Consider the following 16,139-nt stretch of genomic DNA (forward strand, 5'->3'; position numbering starts at 1 on the left):
TCCGGGGCCACAAAAAGCGGCGCGGGGCGCGATCTCGCGATCGGCCCCGCGCGCCGGGTCAGTCCGCCGTCAGCCTACTCGCCGGAGCAGGTGATGAACAGCGTGGAGCCCTGCTGGGCTTCGCCCTTGCCCGTGAAGCGGATCTTGCGCCGCTCGGTCGACGGGCAGTCGGCGACGATCGCCGCATCGCCGAGCCTGATCGACGGATCGACGTAGCACCACCCGTGCACCGGCTGGCCGCCGGACTCGACGTTGTCGTTCACGTTGTTCCTGCACTCGTAGGCCGGTTCGCCCGGATTCGCGCCCTCGAGCTGCTGGATCTCGCACACGCAGTCCCAGCCGGAGACCTTCGCGATGTCGAGGGCGAGCACCTCCTCGACCGCGGCGTAGCGAGTCGCGTCCTGCGGCACCGTGGCGCGCCCCGTCGCAGGATCGCAGTTGCACTGGCCCTGCGAGTTGCGCGCCTCGAGGATCAGGCAGGAGACCTGCTTCTCGGGGTCGGGGGTCAAGGTGCGCGGCAGGCACTGGCCGCCGAGCACCGTCTTCAGGCGATCGATGATGGCGCCGATCGCCGGCCGGTAGCCGTAGTCGGCCGCGTCGTCGTTGTCGAGCTGCGCCGGGCACACCGAGCCGACGATGCCCTGGGGTCCGAGCTCGCGGATGAGCTGCAGCTCGCGGAGGCCCGGGTAGGCCTTCGCCTTGATCTGCGTCGTCGTCCTGGAGCCCGGGGCTTCCTGGTTGCTTCCGGCTTCCGGCTGGCACAGCGGGTTGTCGTTCGGCGCGCCCTGTTGCTCCCTGCAGTCGCAGCTCTGGGCGTTGCCCTCGCAGGATTTCGAGTCGGGGAGATCGAAGATGCACGCGTACTGGAGGTCGCCGGTGCTCGTCTGCGGGATCGTGTACTCGCGGCCGTTGATGGTGTTCCAGCCCGTCTGGTCCGGCTGGATGATCGTGTCGCCGGTGATCGGGTTCGTGCCCGAGCGCGGCACCGTCGACTCGATCATGAACGGGTCCTTCGGCGGCTGGAACTTCGCGGGGTCGCCGAGGATGAGCTCCCAGGTGCTGGCGAACGCGTTGTCGAGCAGCGGGGAGCCGAGCTCGGTCGCGTTCTTGAACCCGCCGACCGGCTCGCCGTCTTCGTTGAGGCCGCGCAGGAGGTCCGGCTCGCCCTGCGCGTTCTGGCGCGCGATGTCCTGCCAGGGCACGCCGACGATGCCGGCGAAGAAGACGAGCCCGGGATCGCGGATGATCGAGTCATCGTCCTCCGTGACCAGGTCGCTGAAGATCGGGTTCGGGACGAGATCGCCCTGGCGGTTCGGGATCTGCGCCTCGGTGAAGGCGCGCCGGTAGCGCTCGATCGGGTAGAGGAAGTCGAAGCCGAACCGGCGCTTCTGATCCCAGCAGCGGGAGTTGACCGGATCCTCGACGGCGCTCAGCCGGGCGGGGAAGCCGTCGGTGCCCGTGCAGGCCGGGTCGGGCGGGCAGCCGTCCTGGTTCTGGCTGCACGACCTGCAGCACTTGTTGCCCGGGTCGGTGGCGCACTCGACGCGCGGCCGCCACAGGCGGAAGCCGTTCCTGGTCTCAGCGACGAGGTAGTTGCGGCCCTCCTCGCGGATCGAGCAGTCGTTCTCGTCGCTAAGCATGATGATCGCGAGGAGGGAGCTCGACCGGAGGAAGTTTTTGCGCTGCTCGATGACGGTGCCGTCGAGGCCCATCGGCACGGCGACGTCGCCCTGGATCTCGATGCGCTCGTAGGGCTCCGGGTCGACGAGGAAGCGGTACACGCTCTCGAGCTGCGCCTCGAAGCCGCAGCCGGACTGCCCGGTGCCCTTGACCATCGCCCTGAGCTGCTCGACGAGCGAGGTGTCGTTGAGATCGTTGGGCGAGTCGCCCTCGATGTCCGCCTCGCCGTCTTCCGGGTCGGGCCTCCCCGGCTCTCCGTTCACGTCGCGCTTCTGATCGGGGTCCCAGGCCAGGAAGCCCTTGTTGAGGTAGGTCGGGAGGTCGTTGACCTCGGAGTTCTCGCTCTCGCGCGCGAGGAGGTGCGCCATGTCCACGTTGGACGGGCTCGTCATCGCCGGGCAGGCGCCCGAGCCGTGGCCGCCGAGGCTCGAGCTGATGATGCCGATGTGGATGTCCTTGACCGGCTCGAACTCGCGCTTGAAGTCCGGCCTGCATTCTTCGTTCGGCGACGAGACGGTCTCGGGCGGCTCCATGCCGTTCTTGTGGATGCAGCGCGGGTTGACGAGGCCCTGCACGAGGTCAGGGATGGCGGTGGCGAGGATGTCCTGCTTGTCGGCCATCGAGCCCGAGTTGTCGATGGCCAGGAGGAGGTCGATCTTGTCGACCGAGCTCTGGGTCAGCCGCTCGACGATCGTCGACGTCGTGCGGGGCTCGTTCGCGGCGATGGGGCGGTTCAGACATCCGAAGGCGCTGCCCGTGCCCGCGATCAAGAGGCCCGCCAGGGCGAGCCTCATCGCGCCCCTCCACGGGCGCCTCCTCTCACGCTCAATCCGCGTCATCATTGGACTTTCCTTTCGACCACCGATCCAGTTGCGCGGCGGTCAAGCCACTGAACGGGCCCGTCGTCCACGGGCCCATGACCGACTTCCGCAGGCGATCCGCGGCTCGACGGGAGCCCGATGCTAAGGACCCGACCGGAATGCTGTCAATTCGACCCGTCGGCCCCGCCCGGACCCGCCTGAGGGCGCCGTAGCAAAGGAGGTGCCGCCGCCGCGCTTCGAGAGGCTCCATCGCCGCGCTCGGCCGCGCCGTCAACTTGATTGCGAAGCGCCAACTCCGTAGGCGATCCGCCGGGTTGGGAACCTCGGCCCACCTGGACGTGCCACCTACACGGCGATCGATCGGCCTCGACCTCAACCCGGGTCGGGTCGGGCCCACCTCAACCCGGGTCGGGTCGGCCCCACCTCAACCCGGGTCGGGTCGGCCTCGGCCTCAACCCGGGTCGGCCCACCTCAACCCGGGTCGGGTCGGCCTCGGCCTCAACCCGGGTCGGGTCGGCCCCACCTCAACCTCGGTCAGCCAACCTCGCCCTCGTCGGCCGTCGGCCGTCGGCCGCCGGCCTCAACCTCGGTCGGCCTCAACGGGCGGCACCGCAGCTCAACCCGGGTCGGCCGCCGCCAGCCCGGGTCGAGCTGCCGCACCTCGACCTCGGTCGAAGGGGGCAGCTGGCTCGATCGCGCCACCCGCGCCGGCACGGGTTGCCGCTTCCCAGCAGGGCCGAGTTGTGGTCAGTGCCCGAGCATGTTGCGCGTCGCCCTCGCCATGGTCCCGGAGGTCCGGCAGCTCCTCGCCGAGGATCCGGCGCAGCTCTCCGACCTGCTCGACGAGATCCACGACGAGGACCTCGCCGATCTCATCGGCCTGCTGGACGACGCCGAGGCGGCGAAGGTCCTCATGGCGCTCAGGGCCGAGGAGGCCGCGCCCATCTTCGAGCGCCTCGACGGCGAGACCCAGGAGGCGCTCGTCGAGCAGATGGGCGTCGAGAGCATCGCGCCGATCGTCTCCGAGATGGCGGCCGACGACCGCACCGACCTCATCGAGGCCCTCCCCGACCAGGTCAGCGGCACGCTGCTCTCCACGCTGGAGAAGGTCGACCCCGAGGCCGCCGCCGAGGTCGAGGAGCTCGCCAAGTGGCCGGAGGACAGCGCCGGCGGCCTCATGACCACCGACTACGTGTCGGTGGGCATCCACCTCAAGGTCGCCGACGTGATCGAGCGCATCCGCGCCGTCGGCGAGGACGCCGAGACCATCTACTACGTGTACGTCGTCTCCGATCGCGGGCACCTCATCGGCGTCGTCTCGCTGCGCGATCTGCTGCTCGCCTCGCCGTCCGAGAAGCTCTCGAACGTGATGACCGAGAACGTCTTCGCCGTCAGCCCCGAGACCGACCAGGAAGAGGTCGCGCGGACCATGGCGAAGTACGACTTCAGCGCGCTGCCCGTGCTCTCTGCGGACCGGAAGCTGCTCGGCGTCATCACCGTCGACGACGTGATGGATGTCCTCACGGAGGAGCAGTCCGAGGACATGCAGCGGCTCGGCGCGGTCGGCCCCATCGAGGACAGCTACTTCAAGACGAGCTTCTGGACGTTCATCCAGAAGCGCGCCCCCTGGCTCGCCGTCCTGTTCGTCGGCGAGTTCATGACCGGCGAGGTGCTCCGGCGCTTCGAGCACGACCTCGAGGCCGTCGCGACGCTCGCCTACTACGTGCCCCTGCTCATCTCGACGGGCGGCAACTCCGGCTCGCAGTCGTCGTCGCTCATCATCCGCGGCCTCGCCGTCGGCGACCTGCGCGTCGGCGACTGGTCGAGCGTCCTCGTCCGCGAGCTCGGGCAGGCCGTCGTGCTTGGCCTCATCCTCTCCGTCATCGGCATGCTCCGCGTCTGGCTCTGGGGCGACGGCACCGGCTTCGTCCTGACGATCGGCGTGACGCTGATGGCGATCGTCCTCATGGGCTGCACCGTGGGCGCGATGCTCCCCCTCCTGCTCCGGCGCCTCGGCCTCGATCCGGCGACCAGCTCCACGCCGTTCATCGCGAGCCTCGTCGACGTCCTCGGGATCCTGCTCTACTTCACGATCGCCCGCCTCTTCCTGTCCGACCTGCTCGCGCAGGCCGGGGCGGGCGGGTGAGCAGCCCCTTCTGCCGCGCCGTACGGACCGACGAGGCGCCGGCGCCCCCGCGCGGGCGCGCCGCGCGCCGCTCGACGCGCCGTGGGCCCTTGACGCGTCGGCCCCCATGGGGGAGTGAAACTGTCGATTTTCGTTCGGCGCAACGTGCGCTGAACCGCTCCTAGGGAAGGAGTCAAGATGGCCGAAGGCTTGAATCGCGTGATGCTGCTCGGCAACCTGGGCGCCGACCCCGAGCTCCGGTTCACCCAGGGAGGGCAGGCAGTCTTGAACCTGCGGCTCGCGACGACCGAATCGTACCTGGATCGCGACAAGGTCCGGAAAGAACGGACGGACTGGCACAATGTCGTGATCTGGGGCAAGCGCGCCGAGGCCTTGGGCAAGATCCTCAGCAAAGGCTCCTCGATCTTCGTCGAAGGCTCGCTCCGCACGTCGAGCTACGACGATCGGGATGGCAACAAGCGTTACAAGACCGAGGTGATCGCGAACAACGTCCTGCTGACGGGCGGGGGCCGCGGCGGCCGCGGCGTCGCCAACGACGACGCCGGGTTCGGCGCCGATCCCGGCGGTGGTGGCGGCGGCTACGGCGGTGGTGGCGGCGGCTACGGCGGTGGTGGTGGCGGCGGCTACGGCGGCGGCGGCGGCGGCGGTCGCCCGGCCGGCGGCGGCTACAACCGCGGCGGCGCCGGCGGCGGCGGCGGTCGCCCGGCGCCTGCGGCGCCGGATCCCGGTCCCCCGCCGGACGATTTCGGCGGCGGCGGCTACGGCGGCGGCGGCAACGACGACGACATCCCGTTCTGATCGCTCCCCTTCCGGGCTTCCGGGCCCAGTTGTCGGCTAGGGCCGCGGCCGCGGCCGCCTCGCCAGCACCACGGCCACGCCCGCCGCCGCGAGCACCCCGAGCCCCGCGGCGGCCGCGAGCGGCTCCTCCGCGGCGAGGAAGATCGCCCGCACGAGCAACCCCGGCGCCGGCGGCGCCACGAACGCCCCCTCGATCTCCGTCGCGCCGAGCAGCGCTTCGCATCGGGCGCCCGCCCCCTGCGCCGGCTCCAGGCAGACCACGCTGCAGAGCGCCGCGTCGTGCTCGCGCCCCGCGAAGCCGAGCACGTGCCGCCCACGGATCGCCACCGCGCGCTCACCCGCCCGCCCCGCCCCCTCGAACGGCTGCTCGTACCGCTGCTCGATCCCCCGGATCGGCCTTGCCTCCCACCGCTCGATCGCCACCCCGAGCGCCCCGCGCACGAGCCCCGACGCCCGATCGAGCACCAGCTCCTCCAGGCCGGTGACCCACCGCCGCGACGGGGCCGTCGCGCAGACCGCGCGCAGCGACACGTCGTCCGCCTCGACGGCGCGCCGCAGCGTCACCTTCGCCCCCGCGATGGCCGACACGTCGATCGCGGGCAACGCCTCCGGCGGCGCGTCGCGCGCCCCGGCGGGCAGCGAGAGGCGCAGCGCGAGGCCCGGCGCCACGCCGTGCAGCTCAGACGCGCTCGAGCTCATCCATCAGCGCGAGCACCTCGCTCCGGATCTCGACCAGCGCGGCGCGCATCCGCTGCACCTCCTCGTGGCTCGCGCCCGCGTCGGGGGCCGGCGGCTCGATCCCGCCCTCGCGCAGCTTGCGCCGCGCCCCGGCGATCGTGAAGCGATGCGAGTAGAGGAGCTCCTTCACCTTGAGGAGCGTCTCGACGTCGCGCCGGCTGTAGACCCGCTGCCCCTTCGCCGACTTCTGCGGGCGGATGGAGCGGAACTCCGTCTCCCAGTACCGGAGCACGTGCGGCTCGACCCCGACGATGCCGGCCACCTCGCCGATCCGGTAGTACAGCTTCGCCGGAAGCTGCTGGCGCACGGCCAAGCGGTCTACTCCTCGGCCGCCGAGGCCGTCTCGCGCGGGTTGAGGGCCTGCTTCAAGATCTGGCTCGCCTTGAAGTTCAGGACCCGGCGCTCCGTGATCAGGATCGGGTCGCCGGTCTGGGGATTGCGGCCCTGCCGCTGGCGCTTGTCGCGCAGCACGAAGTTGCCGAAGCCAGAGATCTTGATCTTCTCTCCGCGCCCCAGGGTTTCCTTCATGGTCTCGAACACGAGATCCACCAGATCGGCAGATTCCTTCTTCGAGAACCCCCCGAGGCGGGAGTAGACCGCCTGAACGATTTCGGCTTTCGTCATGAGACCCCCATCGCCCTTACAGAAGGGGGGGCGCGCCGCAACCCCTGAAGACCGTTCAGGAAGCCGCGTGCGGTCCCCCGACCGGCCTGTGGCAGGATGCCAGCCTGCGTCGGGTAGGTCTAGGGGGTACGCAGGTGTCGCCCGATAGGGCCGGGCCCGCTTCGTGCAGCCTCCAGCGGACGCGGGCGTCGGGGCCAGCCCGCAAGGAGCCCGAAAACCGGGCCACCCCCGGGGATCGGAGCCACCCCGCCACCGCGGGACCGGCTCCCCGCCCCGCCCGCCTCGAGGCCGCGGCCGGAAATCCGGCAGGATTCCGGCGCGGCCTCGGCAAGGCACGGGCTCGCCAGCGGCGGACCGCTCAGGCGGCGAGATCGCCGAGGGGCCGCTCCTTCGTCGCCTGCCTCGACCAGGCGCCGACCACGGCCGCGTCGCCCGGCCGCGCGTCGCTCCAGCCGACGACCGGCGCGCTCGAGACCGCCTCGCGGCGGCGCCCGATCTGCTCCTGGGCGACCATGATCGCGACATAGAGATAGCCGACGGCGAAGAGCACCGCGAACGGCGTGGCGAAGTAGTGGCCCGTCTGGATGGACGCGACCACCGCGCCGCACGAGAGCACGGAGAGCATCGCCTCGGTCAGCGGCAGGTCCGTGCGCACCTTGTACCGGCCCTTGTTGTCGCCCTGCTTCGGGGTCCGGACGAACTCGCCCGCCATGCTGCGGAGCCCCTCGATCACGGCCTTGGACAGGTGCGGCGCGAGCCCCGTCCCGAGCGCGATGAGCATCGGCAAGCGGGCGACCGCGCCCCAGCGCGAGCGGCCCTGCGCCGTCTCGGCCAGCATGTAGAACGCCGCGAGCGACCCGGTCGTGGCCGTGCAGAGCGGCAGGTCGATGGCGAACATCGTCAGCGTGTCGGCGGCGGGGAACAGCACGAGCGCCGGCAGGAGCAGGACGCTCAGGAGCACCAGGAGCGGGTACGCGAAGTGCGGCGTGAGGTGGAAGAACGCCTCGAGCCGCTGCCCGCGCGAGAGCTTCGCGTTCAGCACCGTCGCCATCAGCTTGCGCGCGGTCTGCACCGTCCCCTTGGCCCAGCGGTACTGCTGCGCGCGCAGCGCCGAGATGTCCTCGGGGAGCTCCGCCGGCGAGACCACATCCTCGCGGTAGACGAAGCGGTAGCCCGCGAGCTGCGCCCGGTACGACAGGTCGAGGTCCTCGGTCAGCGTGTCGTGCTGCCAGCCGCCGGCCTCGAGGATGGCGTCCTTGCGCCACATCCCGCCGGTGCCCGAGAAGTTGAACAGGAGGCCGGCGCCGTAGCGCGCGCGGTTCTCGACGAGGTGGTGGCCGTCGAGCATGAGCGCCTGCACCTGCGTGAGGATCGAGACGTCGCGGTTCAGGTGCCCCCACCGCGTCTGGACCATGCCGACCGTCGGATCCTCGAAGTGGCCGACGATCGACCGGACGAAGCCCGGCTGCGGAATGAAGTCGGCGTCGAAGATCGCGACGAGCTCGCCCTTCGCGACCTTGAGGCCCGCGTCGAGCGCCCCCGCCTTGTAGCCGACGCGGTTCGTGCGGTGCAGGTACACCGCGTCGATGCCCTCCGCGCGCAGCCGCTCGACGTGCGCCCGGACGAGGGCCTGCGTCTCGTCCGTCGAGTCGTCGAGCACCTGGATCTCGAGCTTGTCGCGCGGGTAATCCATCCGCGCGACCGCATCGAGCAGCCGCGCCGCGACCGTCGACTCGTTGAAGAGCGGCAGCTGGATCGTCACCGGCGGGAGGTCGCGATCGGTCAGGGCCGGGACCTCCTGCGCGCGCGTGATCTTGGCGCGGTGGAGGCGACAGAGGACCACGAGGTGCAGTCGGTGCAGGCCGTAGGCGCTGAGGCCGAGCAGCACGCCGAAGTAGAGCACGCAGAGCAGCATGGAGAGCATCGGGAGCACCTGCCGCCAGCGGGCTTTCGGTCGGGTGGGATCGGGCGAACCCCGGTCTCAACTCCTGCGGTGCTGGCGGGTAACGAACGCGTACCATCCGCCGAATCCGAAGTTGTCATGCACTTGTAATTCGTTGCAACTCTCTGTCACGAGGCGTGAAAAGTTGACTTGGGGTCGAGTCCTCCCCCCTGAAAAATGACAATCACCGACAATCCCGCTTCGCCCGGTCACGCGGCGCTTGCCGCAGGTTCGGCGCACGAACGCGCGTGCGCGAGCGACGCACGAGGTAAGGTAATCCCCCGATACCGATGCGCTAAGTAAGGTGTGTTTCGTAAGGGCTCTCCGAGGGAAAGTTCGATAAGTACGGCCCTGACCTGATGGGCAGATTCACAGTGCTGTGGGGTTTTGGAGTCCTCTCCAGGGGCGGCGCCGCCGCCGGGGGCCCGGGGTCATCTGCGCCTGGCGCCCGCGGGAGCCCGGGGCTATCCGTTGCCGATGAGCCGCGCGCTACTTAATGAACTGAAGGCCCGCCAGATCGCGTTCCTCGAGGCGCGGCTCGTCTCGGAGGCCGCGGCGCGGGAATTCCGGGAGCGCCTGCCCGCCGGCTTCGCGGCGCTGCTCGCGACGCCGCTCGGCGAGCTCATCGACGCGGGGGCGGTCGCGCGGGCGCTCGACGCGCTGGCGGCGGAGGAGTCGCTCCGGCGGGCGGTCCGGCCCGCGGCCGCCGCGGCGCTCGCGGCGCTGGTCGAGGCGGCGCGCGCCGAGCGGCGGCGCGCCAAGGAGCTCATGCCGGAGGGGGCGCGCGACAAGCTCGACCGCATCCTGGAGCAGCCGAAGATCGTCCCGGAGCGGCTCGTGCGCGAGGTGCTCGAGAGCGCGGCGCTCGACGCGGTGATGCGCGACGTCCTCTACGACACGCTGAAGGAGTTCTCCGAGAAGGTGAACCCGTTCTTCGCCGAGTGGGGCCTGCCGGCGCTGCTCAAGCGGATCGCCCCCTTCGGCCTGGGCGGGGTCGGCAAGGCGATGGGCACCCTGCAGGGCGAGTTCGAGCGGCGGCTCGAGCCCGAGATCCGCCGCTTCTTGCAGGGGTTCTCGCGCACGGCGATGCGCCAGGTGCACGACATCCTCGTCGCCAAGGGCGACACGCCCGAGTTCGTCGGCCTGCGCAAGCACGTCGCGACGTGGGTGCTGGAGCAGGAGATCTGCGCGCTCGTCGGCCAGCTCGACGCGAAGAGCTCGGCGCTCGCCGAGGAGCTCGGGGCCGACATCGCCGCGCAGGTGCTGCGGGACCGGCCGGTGCGGGCGCGCACGCGCGAGGCGATCGCGGCGTTCGTCGCCGCGCACGCGCGCGAGCCGCTCGGCGAGGTGCTGGGGCGCTTCGGGATCGCGCCCGCGCTCGACGCGCTCGACATCGACGCGCTCGCGGCCGCGCTCTGGCCGCTCGTGCGGAGCGCGTGCGCGACCGCGCCGGTGCGCGCCTGGCTCGCGTCCGTGGTGGAGGAGTTCTTCGACGGGCTGCCGGACGGCCTCGAGCCGTCGGCCTGAGGCGCGGCGAGGCGCGGCGGGGCGCGGCCCGCCCCCGGGCGGCGTGATCCGCGCCGAGGCGCAGGCGCTCGCGCCCCGCGCCGGGCGAGCTCGCCCGGCAGCGGCCGCTCAGCCCATGGCCGAGGCGTCCGCCACCGCCGACTCGATGTACGCGAGGTCGCGCGACGGGCACACGGGCACCGTGGGCGCGAACGCCTCCATGTCCAGGATGAGCTCGGGGCCGGCCGCGAGCGTGAGCATCACGACGGGCACGCGCGGCGACATGCGGCGGAGCTCCTCCATCTCGCTGTGGAGATCCGCCTCCTCCCGGGGCACGAGCACCATCACGTGAGGACGCCAGCGGGCAAGCACGTCACGCGCATGGCCGAGCCCGCAGCACGTCTCCACCGTGTAGTCCCGGGACGAGAGGAAGTGGACGAGCGGCTGGGTGTTGCTGGCGTCGTCGTCGATCACCAGAACGCGGGTCGTGCTCTCAATCTCCATAAGTATCCCCCGTTGGCGGCTGGGTCTGGCCGAAGCGCCGAAGAACGGATCTTCATCGCCTGGCTCACCGAAACCATACTCCATCGGCGGCAAAGCGCGATGTCAATCGCGCCTCATCGCATCACGCGACGCGTTGATACGCGCTTGAAACACCAGCGCTTTCTCCCCGTCGTCTGCGCGATGCGCCGGCAACCGCCGGGCCCGGCGGGAGCTCAGCCGCCGAGGTAGGCCGCGCGGATCTCTTCGTTCGCCGCGAGATCCTTGGAGTCGCCGCTCATGGCGATCTGCCCAGTACGGAGCACGTATGCGCGCGTCGAATACTTGAGCGCGAGTCGGGTGTTTTGCTCAACGAGGAGTACGGTGGTTCCTGACGCCGCGATCTTGGCGATCGACTCGAAGATGTCGGCGACGAGCCGCGGCGCGATGCCGAGCGAGGGCTCGTCGAGGAGCAGCATGGCGGGGCGCCCCATCATGGCGCGGCCGATCGCGAGCATCTGCTGCTCGCCGCCGGAGAGCGTGCCGCCGTGCTGGTGCATGCGCTCGCCGAGGCGGGGGAAGAGCTTCACCACGTCGTCGACGGTCTCCCCCATGGTGGGGCCGTGCTTGTGGCACCACGCGCCGAGCTCGAGGTTCTCGCGGACGGTGAGGTTCGAGAAGATCGCGCGCCCCTCGGGGACGAGCGAGACGCCGGCGGCGACGAGCTCCTCGGTCGAGACGGACGCGAGGTCCTTGCCGTCGTAGCGGATGCGGCCGGCGGCGATCGGCAGGAGGCGGACGATCGTCTTCAGCGTGGTCGTCTTGCCGGCGCCGTTCGCGCCGATCATCGCGACGATCTCGCCGCGCCGGACCTCGAGGCTCACGCCCTTGAGCGCCCGGATGCCGCCGTAGCTGACCGCGAGATCGTCGACGACGAGCAGGGGCTCGCCGGGCGCCACCGAGGGGGGCTGCCGCGTCGGGTGCGATGTCTTCATGCGGGCTCCTCTGCCGCGGCGCCGGCCGCGGGGCGGGCCTCGGCCGCGTCCTCGTCGACCTCCTCGCCGAGGTAGGCGGCGAGGACCTTCGGGTCCTTGCGCACGACCTCCGGGGTGCCGTGCGAGATGGTCTCGCCGTGGTCGAGGACGTGGAGCTCCTCGCACACCCCCATCACGACCTGCATGTTGTGCTCGACCAGCACGACCGTGACGTCGAAGGTGTCGCGCAGCCAGCGGATCTGCTGCTTGAGCCCCTCGGCCTCGCCGTAGTTCATGCCGGCCGCCGGCTCGTCGAGCAGGAGCAGCTTCGGCTTGAGCATCATCGCCCGCGCGATCTCGAGGCGGCGCTGGTTGCCGTACGAGAGCGACGTCGAGATCTCGTCGGCCATGGCCTCGAGCTTGAACACCGAGAGCAGCGAGAGCGCGCGCTCGGTCATCTCCTGCTCGTCCTTGTAGAAGAACCGCGAGCGGAGCAGGGCGGAGGCGAGCGTCGCCTTGCGCAGGTTCTCGCAGGCGACGAGCACGTTCTCGAGCACGGTGAGCTGGCCGAAGAGGCGGATGTTCTGGAACGTGCGGGCGATGCCGAGGTGCGCGATCTGGCTCGGCTTGAGCGGCGCGAGGTCGGTCCCGCCGAAGCGGATCGAGCCCTCGTCGTGCTTGTAGACGCCGGTGATCAGGTTGAACACCGTCGTCTTGCCGGCGCCGTTCGGGCCGATGAGCCCGAAGATCGAGCGCTCCGGCACGGTGAACGAGACGCCGCCCACGGCCTTGAGGCCGCCGAACCGCTTGGTCACACCCTTCAGATCGAGGTTCACTCGAACTCCCTCCCGGCCGGCTTGGTCTCGCGCTCCACGGCGGTGCCGGGCGGCCTCTCCTCTGGCGGCGCGCCCGCGCGCTCGGCGGCCGCCTCGGCGCCGGTCGTGGCGGGGACGGGCTCGGCCGGCCCGACCGGCGCGCGCTGCGGCCGCGCCGCGCGCCGGCCGAAGAGCTCGCGCTCGCCGAAGAGCCCCTCGGGGCGCAGGATCATCAGCCCGATGAGGATGGCCGCGTAGAGCACCATCCTGAGGGCGTTCAGATCGAGCGCGGGGTACGCCGCCTTCAGCGCGAGGACGCTGTCGAGGCCCTGGAGCTGCTCGATGAGCTTGACCGTGAAGGTCACGAGCACGCCGCCCACGATCGACCCGCTGACGCTGCCCGAGCCGCCGAGGATCACCATCGTGATCGCGTCGAACGAGTAGTTGAACGTGAACTGGTCCGGCTGGACCGTGGGGTTGCCGTCGCGCATCGAGGCGAGCAGGCCGCCGGCGATGCCGCCGCCGGCGGCGGAGATGACGAACGAGGTGACCTTGTAGCGCGTCGGATCGACGCCCACCGCGGCGGAGGCGATCTCGTCCTCGCGGAGCGCGCGCAGCGCGCGGCCCCAGCCGGAGAACTTGAGCCGCCAGGCGACGATGGTCATGAGCGCGACGGCGCCGAAGATCCAGAACGGGCCGGCGTACTGCGGGACGCCGGTGTCGTCGGGGCCAGCGTAGCCGATCGGGCCGCCGAGCGCGGCGAGCAGCTTGCCGATGGGCCCCTGGTCGGCGGCGCCGGTCGTCGCCGTGGCGATCGTCAGGCGGAAGATCTCGGCGAACCCGAGGGTCACGATCGCGAGGTAGTCGCCGCGCAGCCGGAGGCTCGGCAGGCCGACCACGAGGCCGAACAGGGCGGCGACGAGCCCGGACGCGAGCAGCGCCGGCGGCATCACGAGGAACGAGTTGCCGAAGAGCGGATCGCCGCCGCCGAGCTGCTGGTGCAGGTTGCCGGCGACGATGGCCCCGGTGTACGCGCCGATGCCGACGAAGCCGGCGTGGCCGATCGAGAACTGGCCGGCCATGCCGTTGATGACGTTGAGCGAGAGCGCCGCGATGACGTTGACCATCGCGAACAGGGCGAGCTGCCGCCAGGCGGCGTCCGGCAAGAGGGTCTCGAAGCCGAACTCGAGGGCGACGACGACGCCGAGGAGCACGAGCGCCGTGATGACGCGCTTCAACGGTCGAGGCATGGCCGGCCACAGTTGATTTGGCCGGGCCGCACCGTCAAGCGGGAGCGTTACTTGATAACGCGCAAATAGGGGGGCAGCTCGCGCTTCGGCTTGCCCGTCCCTGGTTGCGGTCTGGGCTCAGGCTCACCGGAGGTGCCAGAATCGTCGTCTTCCGCCTCGGTCGACCGCGCCGGCGCGAGGGCCGGGGCGGGCACCGGCGCGAGCGGCCTGACGGCCGCGCCGGCGTCGCGCGCCGGGGGCTCGCCGCGGCGCTCGGCGGGCTCCACGGCCTCGAGCTCGGGGCGGCGCGCCTTGTCGCGCGCGCGCGCCTCGTCGTCCGCCGCGTCGTCGCTCCGCTCCTCGTCGCTGCTCGGGGGCGCCACGGCGGCGAGCCGGGGGCGCGGCCGCTTCTGGGGCTTCTGCGGGGCCGCGCCGGGCCGCTGCTGCTTCTGCGCGGCGAGATCGGCCGGGATGTCCTCGGGCCAGACCATGCCGCGCTGGTCCTCGCTCACGAGCGCCCAGATCGCGTGCCACGGCAGGCGGCACCAGAACGGCGCGCGGTTGAACGAGAGCGTGCAGCTGATCCCGTCGTCGTCCACCTTCAGGTCGGGGATGGGGATCGCCATGTTCATGCCGACCTGGAGGATCAGCTGCGGCTGCCCCGTGAACCACTTGGGGACGGAGACACCGGGCCGGCGCGGGTCGAGGTGGATGAACACGCTCGGCTCTCGCTCGAGGAGGGCCAGCGCGACGTCCTTTTTCGGCGGAAGCGGTCTCTGCACGTCGGACATCGTACTGCTCTGCCCAATACCCCGGACCGCGCGGCTCCGCCAGCGCTTCGGGCCCTCGGGCGAACGGCGGCGCGCCGGTGAGCGGGCCGCGGCGCGAAAGCCGTCAGGCGACTCCAGCAGCTCTGTAGAAAGCTCGCCGTAGTCCGCATCCGCGCGCGCGGCCGGCGCCGAGGCGCTCGAGCCTCGCGGCACACCCGCGCACCAGGGCGCACCTCACGCCGCGGGTCGCCGGCTCAGCTCGACGGGGACCTCCGAGACGGTGACCCGGTGCTTGCCGCCGGGCGTGAGGGGGATCCGATCGACGATCTGGACGCAGATCTCCGCGCGCTCGCCGAGGTGCTGCCGGACGGTGCGCTCGATGAGCCGCGCGGTCTCGGGCTGGAAGCCCTTGGCGGGCACGAGCCGGACCGTGATCGCGCGCCGCCGGTCCTGGTAGACCTGGTAGCGGGCGATCGTCGGCTGGTCCTTGATGAGGTGCGGGAAGAGCTCCCCGGCGAGCAGCTGGCCGTCGGGGCCGACGAGGAGGTCGAGGACGCGGCCCTCCACCGAGGCGAGCATCGGCAGCCCGCGGCCGCACGCGCACGGCGCGCCGGCGGCGATCGCGACGTCCTGGTTCTTGTAGCGGATGAGGGGCATCGATCGGCAGACGAGGTCGGTCACGACGACCTCGCCCGGCTCGCCCGGGAGGGCGTGCCGCCCGTCGCGGAGCAGCTCGACGTACACGCCCTCCATGTGGATGTGCTTGCCCTCGTGCCGCTCGCACTCCGCCGCGATCAGCATGAGCTCGCGGCAGCCGTACCGGTCGAAGACCGGGGCGCCGAACGCGCGCTCGATCGCCTCGCGCTGGTGCGCGAAGAGCCGCTCCGCGCTGGTGACGACGCCGCGCGGCGGAGGGAGCGCGCGCCCCTCCGCGAGCGCGTAGCGGGCCGCGTGGTACAGCGCGCTCGTGTAGCCGACGATGAGCTGCGGCCGGTACCGCGCGATCTCGTCGAGCAGCGCGGCGAACCGGGCCTCGGACAGATCGAAGGCGCTGACCATCTTCTTGCGGAGGATGGCCTCGTGCAGGGAGCGCTTGGCCTTCTTCGCGAGCGTCTCGCCGAACTGGGTGCTCCACAGGTGGAGCTCCCTGTCGCCGAGCCGGGCGCCCGCCCACCCGTCGGACCGCATGGCGGCCGCGACGCGGCGCTCGTAGGTGCGGTGGTCGAAGCGGAACCGCACCGGCTCGCCCGTGGAGCCCCCCGTGCCGCTCGAGTAGAGCTTGCCGACGAAGCCCTCGGCGAGGAGCTCCGGCCCGTGGGCGCGGAGGTCGGCCCGCGTGAGCACGGGGAGCCGCACGAGGTCCTCCGGCGCCTTCACCGAGGCGACGCGCACCCCGTGCTCGGCGAACCGGGCGCGGTAGAACGGGACGTTCTGCTCGGCGAAATGGAGGGCGGCGAGCATCCGCCGGAAGCCGAGATCGCGAGTCTCGTCTTCCGACAGCCACTGAGAGCGCTCGAGGTCCTCCAGGTGCTTCAGGGTCTCCCTGCCCCGCAAACGGGTCTCGTAGAGCGGAAACAGGATGTTTCGAAACAGCTCACCGTACATGGGGAGAGCGT

14 protein-coding genes are annotated in these 16,139 nt (G+C 71.3%); 3 read left to right on the plus strand and 11 right to left on the minus strand.

What is annotated here, in order from left to right; genetic code table 11:
- Positions 1-74: 74 nt before the first annotated feature.
- Entirely contained in the window at positions 75-2,474 is a 2,400-nt protein-coding gene (locus tag WME98_RS17640) for a hypothetical protein (RefSeq protein ID WP_437952354.1), read from the minus strand.
- 787 nt (positions 2,475-3,261) lie between these two features.
- Here WME98_RS17640 and mgtE point away from each other — a divergent pair.
- Both mgtE and WME98_RS17650 read left to right on the plus strand, forming a co-directional pair.
- On the plus strand, positions 3,262-4,647 hold the full coding sequence (gene mgtE, locus WME98_RS17645) for a magnesium transporter (RefSeq protein WP_437952355.1): 1,386 nt from the start codon (positions 3,262-3,264) through the stop codon (positions 4,645-4,647).
- A gap of 177 nt (positions 4,648-4,824) precedes the next feature.
- Positions 4,825-5,445, plus strand: coding sequence for a single-stranded DNA-binding protein (locus WME98_RS17650; protein ID WP_437952356.1), 621 nt, complete (start codon positions 4,825-4,827; stop codon positions 5,443-5,445).
- A 36-nt stretch (positions 5,446-5,481) separates the two neighbouring features.
- On the opposite strand, the gene WME98_RS17655 is transcribed toward WME98_RS17650, so the two are convergent.
- The 4 genes from WME98_RS17655 to WME98_RS17670 all read right to left on the minus strand — a co-directional run bounded on the left by WME98_RS17655 (position 5,482) and on the right by WME98_RS17670 (position 8,731).
- Positions 5,482-6,144, minus strand: a complete 663-nt coding sequence (locus WME98_RS17655) for a hypothetical protein (RefSeq protein ID WP_437952357.1) — start codon at positions 6,142-6,144, stop codon at positions 5,482-5,484.
- Positions 6,125-6,490, minus strand: coding sequence for a MerR family transcriptional regulator (locus WME98_RS17660; protein WP_237244684.1), 366 nt, complete (start codon positions 6,488-6,490; stop codon positions 6,125-6,127). Before WME98_RS17660 ends, WME98_RS17655 begins: the two co-directional genes overlap by 20 nt.
- A gap of 11 nt (positions 6,491-6,501) precedes the next feature.
- Complete coding sequence (locus WME98_RS17665; RefSeq protein WP_012241218.1) at positions 6,502-6,807, minus strand: integration host factor subunit alpha; 306 nt, start codon at positions 6,805-6,807, stop codon at positions 6,502-6,504.
- 358 nt (positions 6,808-7,165) lie between these two features.
- Positions 7,166-8,731, minus strand: a complete 1,566-nt coding sequence (locus WME98_RS17670) for a glycosyltransferase (protein WP_437334318.1) — start codon at positions 8,729-8,731, stop codon at positions 7,166-7,168.
- A 495-nt stretch (positions 8,732-9,226) separates the two neighbouring features.
- On the opposite strand from WME98_RS17670, the gene WME98_RS17675 reads away from it, so the two are divergent.
- A complete protein-coding gene (locus tag WME98_RS17675; RefSeq protein WP_437952358.1) occupies positions 9,227-10,276 on the plus strand; it encodes a hypothetical protein in 1,050 nt (349 codons plus the stop codon).
- A gap of 108 nt (positions 10,277-10,384) precedes the next feature.
- Here the strand turns inward: WME98_RS17675 and WME98_RS17680 are convergent, their stop codons facing one another.
- From WME98_RS17680 to WME98_RS17705, 6 genes are all read right to left on the minus strand, one after another.
- A complete protein-coding gene (locus WME98_RS17680) occupies positions 10,385-10,759 on the minus strand; it encodes a response regulator (protein WP_148314491.1) in 375 nt (124 codons plus the stop codon).
- 212 nt (positions 10,760-10,971) lie between these two features.
- Positions 10,972-11,730: an ABC transporter ATP-binding protein gene (locus WME98_RS17685; protein WP_020741170.1), complete on the minus strand. Its 759-nt coding sequence runs from the start codon at positions 11,728-11,730 to the stop codon at positions 10,972-10,974.
- Positions 11,727-12,545, minus strand: a complete 819-nt coding sequence (locus WME98_RS17690) for an ABC transporter ATP-binding protein (RefSeq protein ID WP_061625968.1) — start codon at positions 12,543-12,545, stop codon at positions 11,727-11,729. Before WME98_RS17690 ends, WME98_RS17685 begins: the two co-directional genes overlap by 4 nt.
- A complete protein-coding gene (locus WME98_RS17695; protein WP_437952359.1) occupies positions 12,542-13,774 on the minus strand; it encodes a branched-chain amino acid ABC transporter permease in 1,233 nt (410 codons plus the stop codon). The genes WME98_RS17690 and WME98_RS17695 overlap by 4 nt, the downstream gene beginning before the upstream one ends.
- Positions 13,775-13,821: 47 nt before the next feature.
- Positions 13,822-14,544, minus strand: coding sequence for a ClpXP protease specificity-enhancing factor SspB (locus WME98_RS17700; protein WP_437952360.1), 723 nt, complete (start codon positions 14,542-14,544; stop codon positions 13,822-13,824).
- Positions 14,545-14,757: 213 nt separating this feature from the next.
- On the minus strand, positions 14,758-16,128 hold the full coding sequence (locus tag WME98_RS17705; RefSeq protein WP_437334322.1) for a phenylacetate--CoA ligase family protein: 1,371 nt from the start codon (positions 16,126-16,128) through the stop codon (positions 14,758-14,760).
- Between the last annotated feature and the right edge of the window lie 11 nt (positions 16,129-16,139).

This window comes from Sorangium sp. So ce296, from assembly GCF_051529605.1.
Classification (GTDB): Bacteria; Myxococcota_A; Polyangia; order Polyangiales; family Polyangiaceae; genus Sorangium; species Sorangium cellulosum_D.

Excerpts from the sequence above, each read along its gene's own strand:
- WME98_RS17700 (WP_437952360.1), bottom strand. The coding sequence starts at position 14,544 with ATGTCCGACGTGCAGAGACCGCTTCCGCCGAAAAAGGACGTCGCGCTG.
- WME98_RS17675 (WP_437952358.1), top strand. The coding sequence starts at position 9,227 with ATGAGCCGCGCGCTACTTAATGAACTGAAGGCCCGCCAGATCGCGTTC.
- WME98_RS17680 (WP_148314491.1), bottom strand. The coding sequence starts at position 10,759 with ATGGAGATTGAGAGCACGACCCGCGTTCTGGTGATCGACGACGACGCC.
- WME98_RS17695 (WP_437952359.1), bottom strand. The coding sequence starts at position 13,774 with ATGCCTCGACCGTTGAAGCGCGTCATCACGGCGCTCGTGCTCCTCGGC.
- WME98_RS17670 (WP_437334318.1), bottom strand. The coding sequence starts at position 8,731 with ATGCTCTCCATGCTGCTCTGCGTGCTCTACTTCGGCGTGCTGCTCGGC.
- mgtE (WP_437952355.1), top strand. The coding sequence starts at position 3,262 with ATGTTGCGCGTCGCCCTCGCCATGGTCCCGGAGGTCCGGCAGCTCCTC.
- WME98_RS17655 (WP_437952357.1), bottom strand. The coding sequence starts at position 6,144 with ATGAGCTCGAGCGCGTCTGAGCTGCACGGCGTGGCGCCGGGCCTCGCG.
- WME98_RS17685 (WP_020741170.1), bottom strand. The coding sequence starts at position 11,730 with ATGAAGACATCGCACCCGACGCGGCAGCCCCCCTCGGTGGCGCCCGGC.
- WME98_RS17650 (WP_437952356.1), top strand. The coding sequence starts at position 4,825 with ATGGCCGAAGGCTTGAATCGCGTGATGCTGCTCGGCAACCTGGGCGCC.
- WME98_RS17665 (WP_012241218.1), bottom strand. The coding sequence starts at position 6,807 with ATGACGAAAGCCGAAATCGTTCAGGCGGTCTACTCCCGCCTCGGGGGG.
- WME98_RS17705 (WP_437334322.1), bottom strand. The coding sequence starts at position 16,128 with ATGTACGGTGAGCTGTTTCGAAACATCCTGTTTCCGCTCTACGAGACC.
- WME98_RS17640 (WP_437952354.1), bottom strand. The coding sequence starts at position 2,474 with ATGAGGCTCGCCCTGGCGGGCCTCTTGATCGCGGGCACGGGCAGCGCC.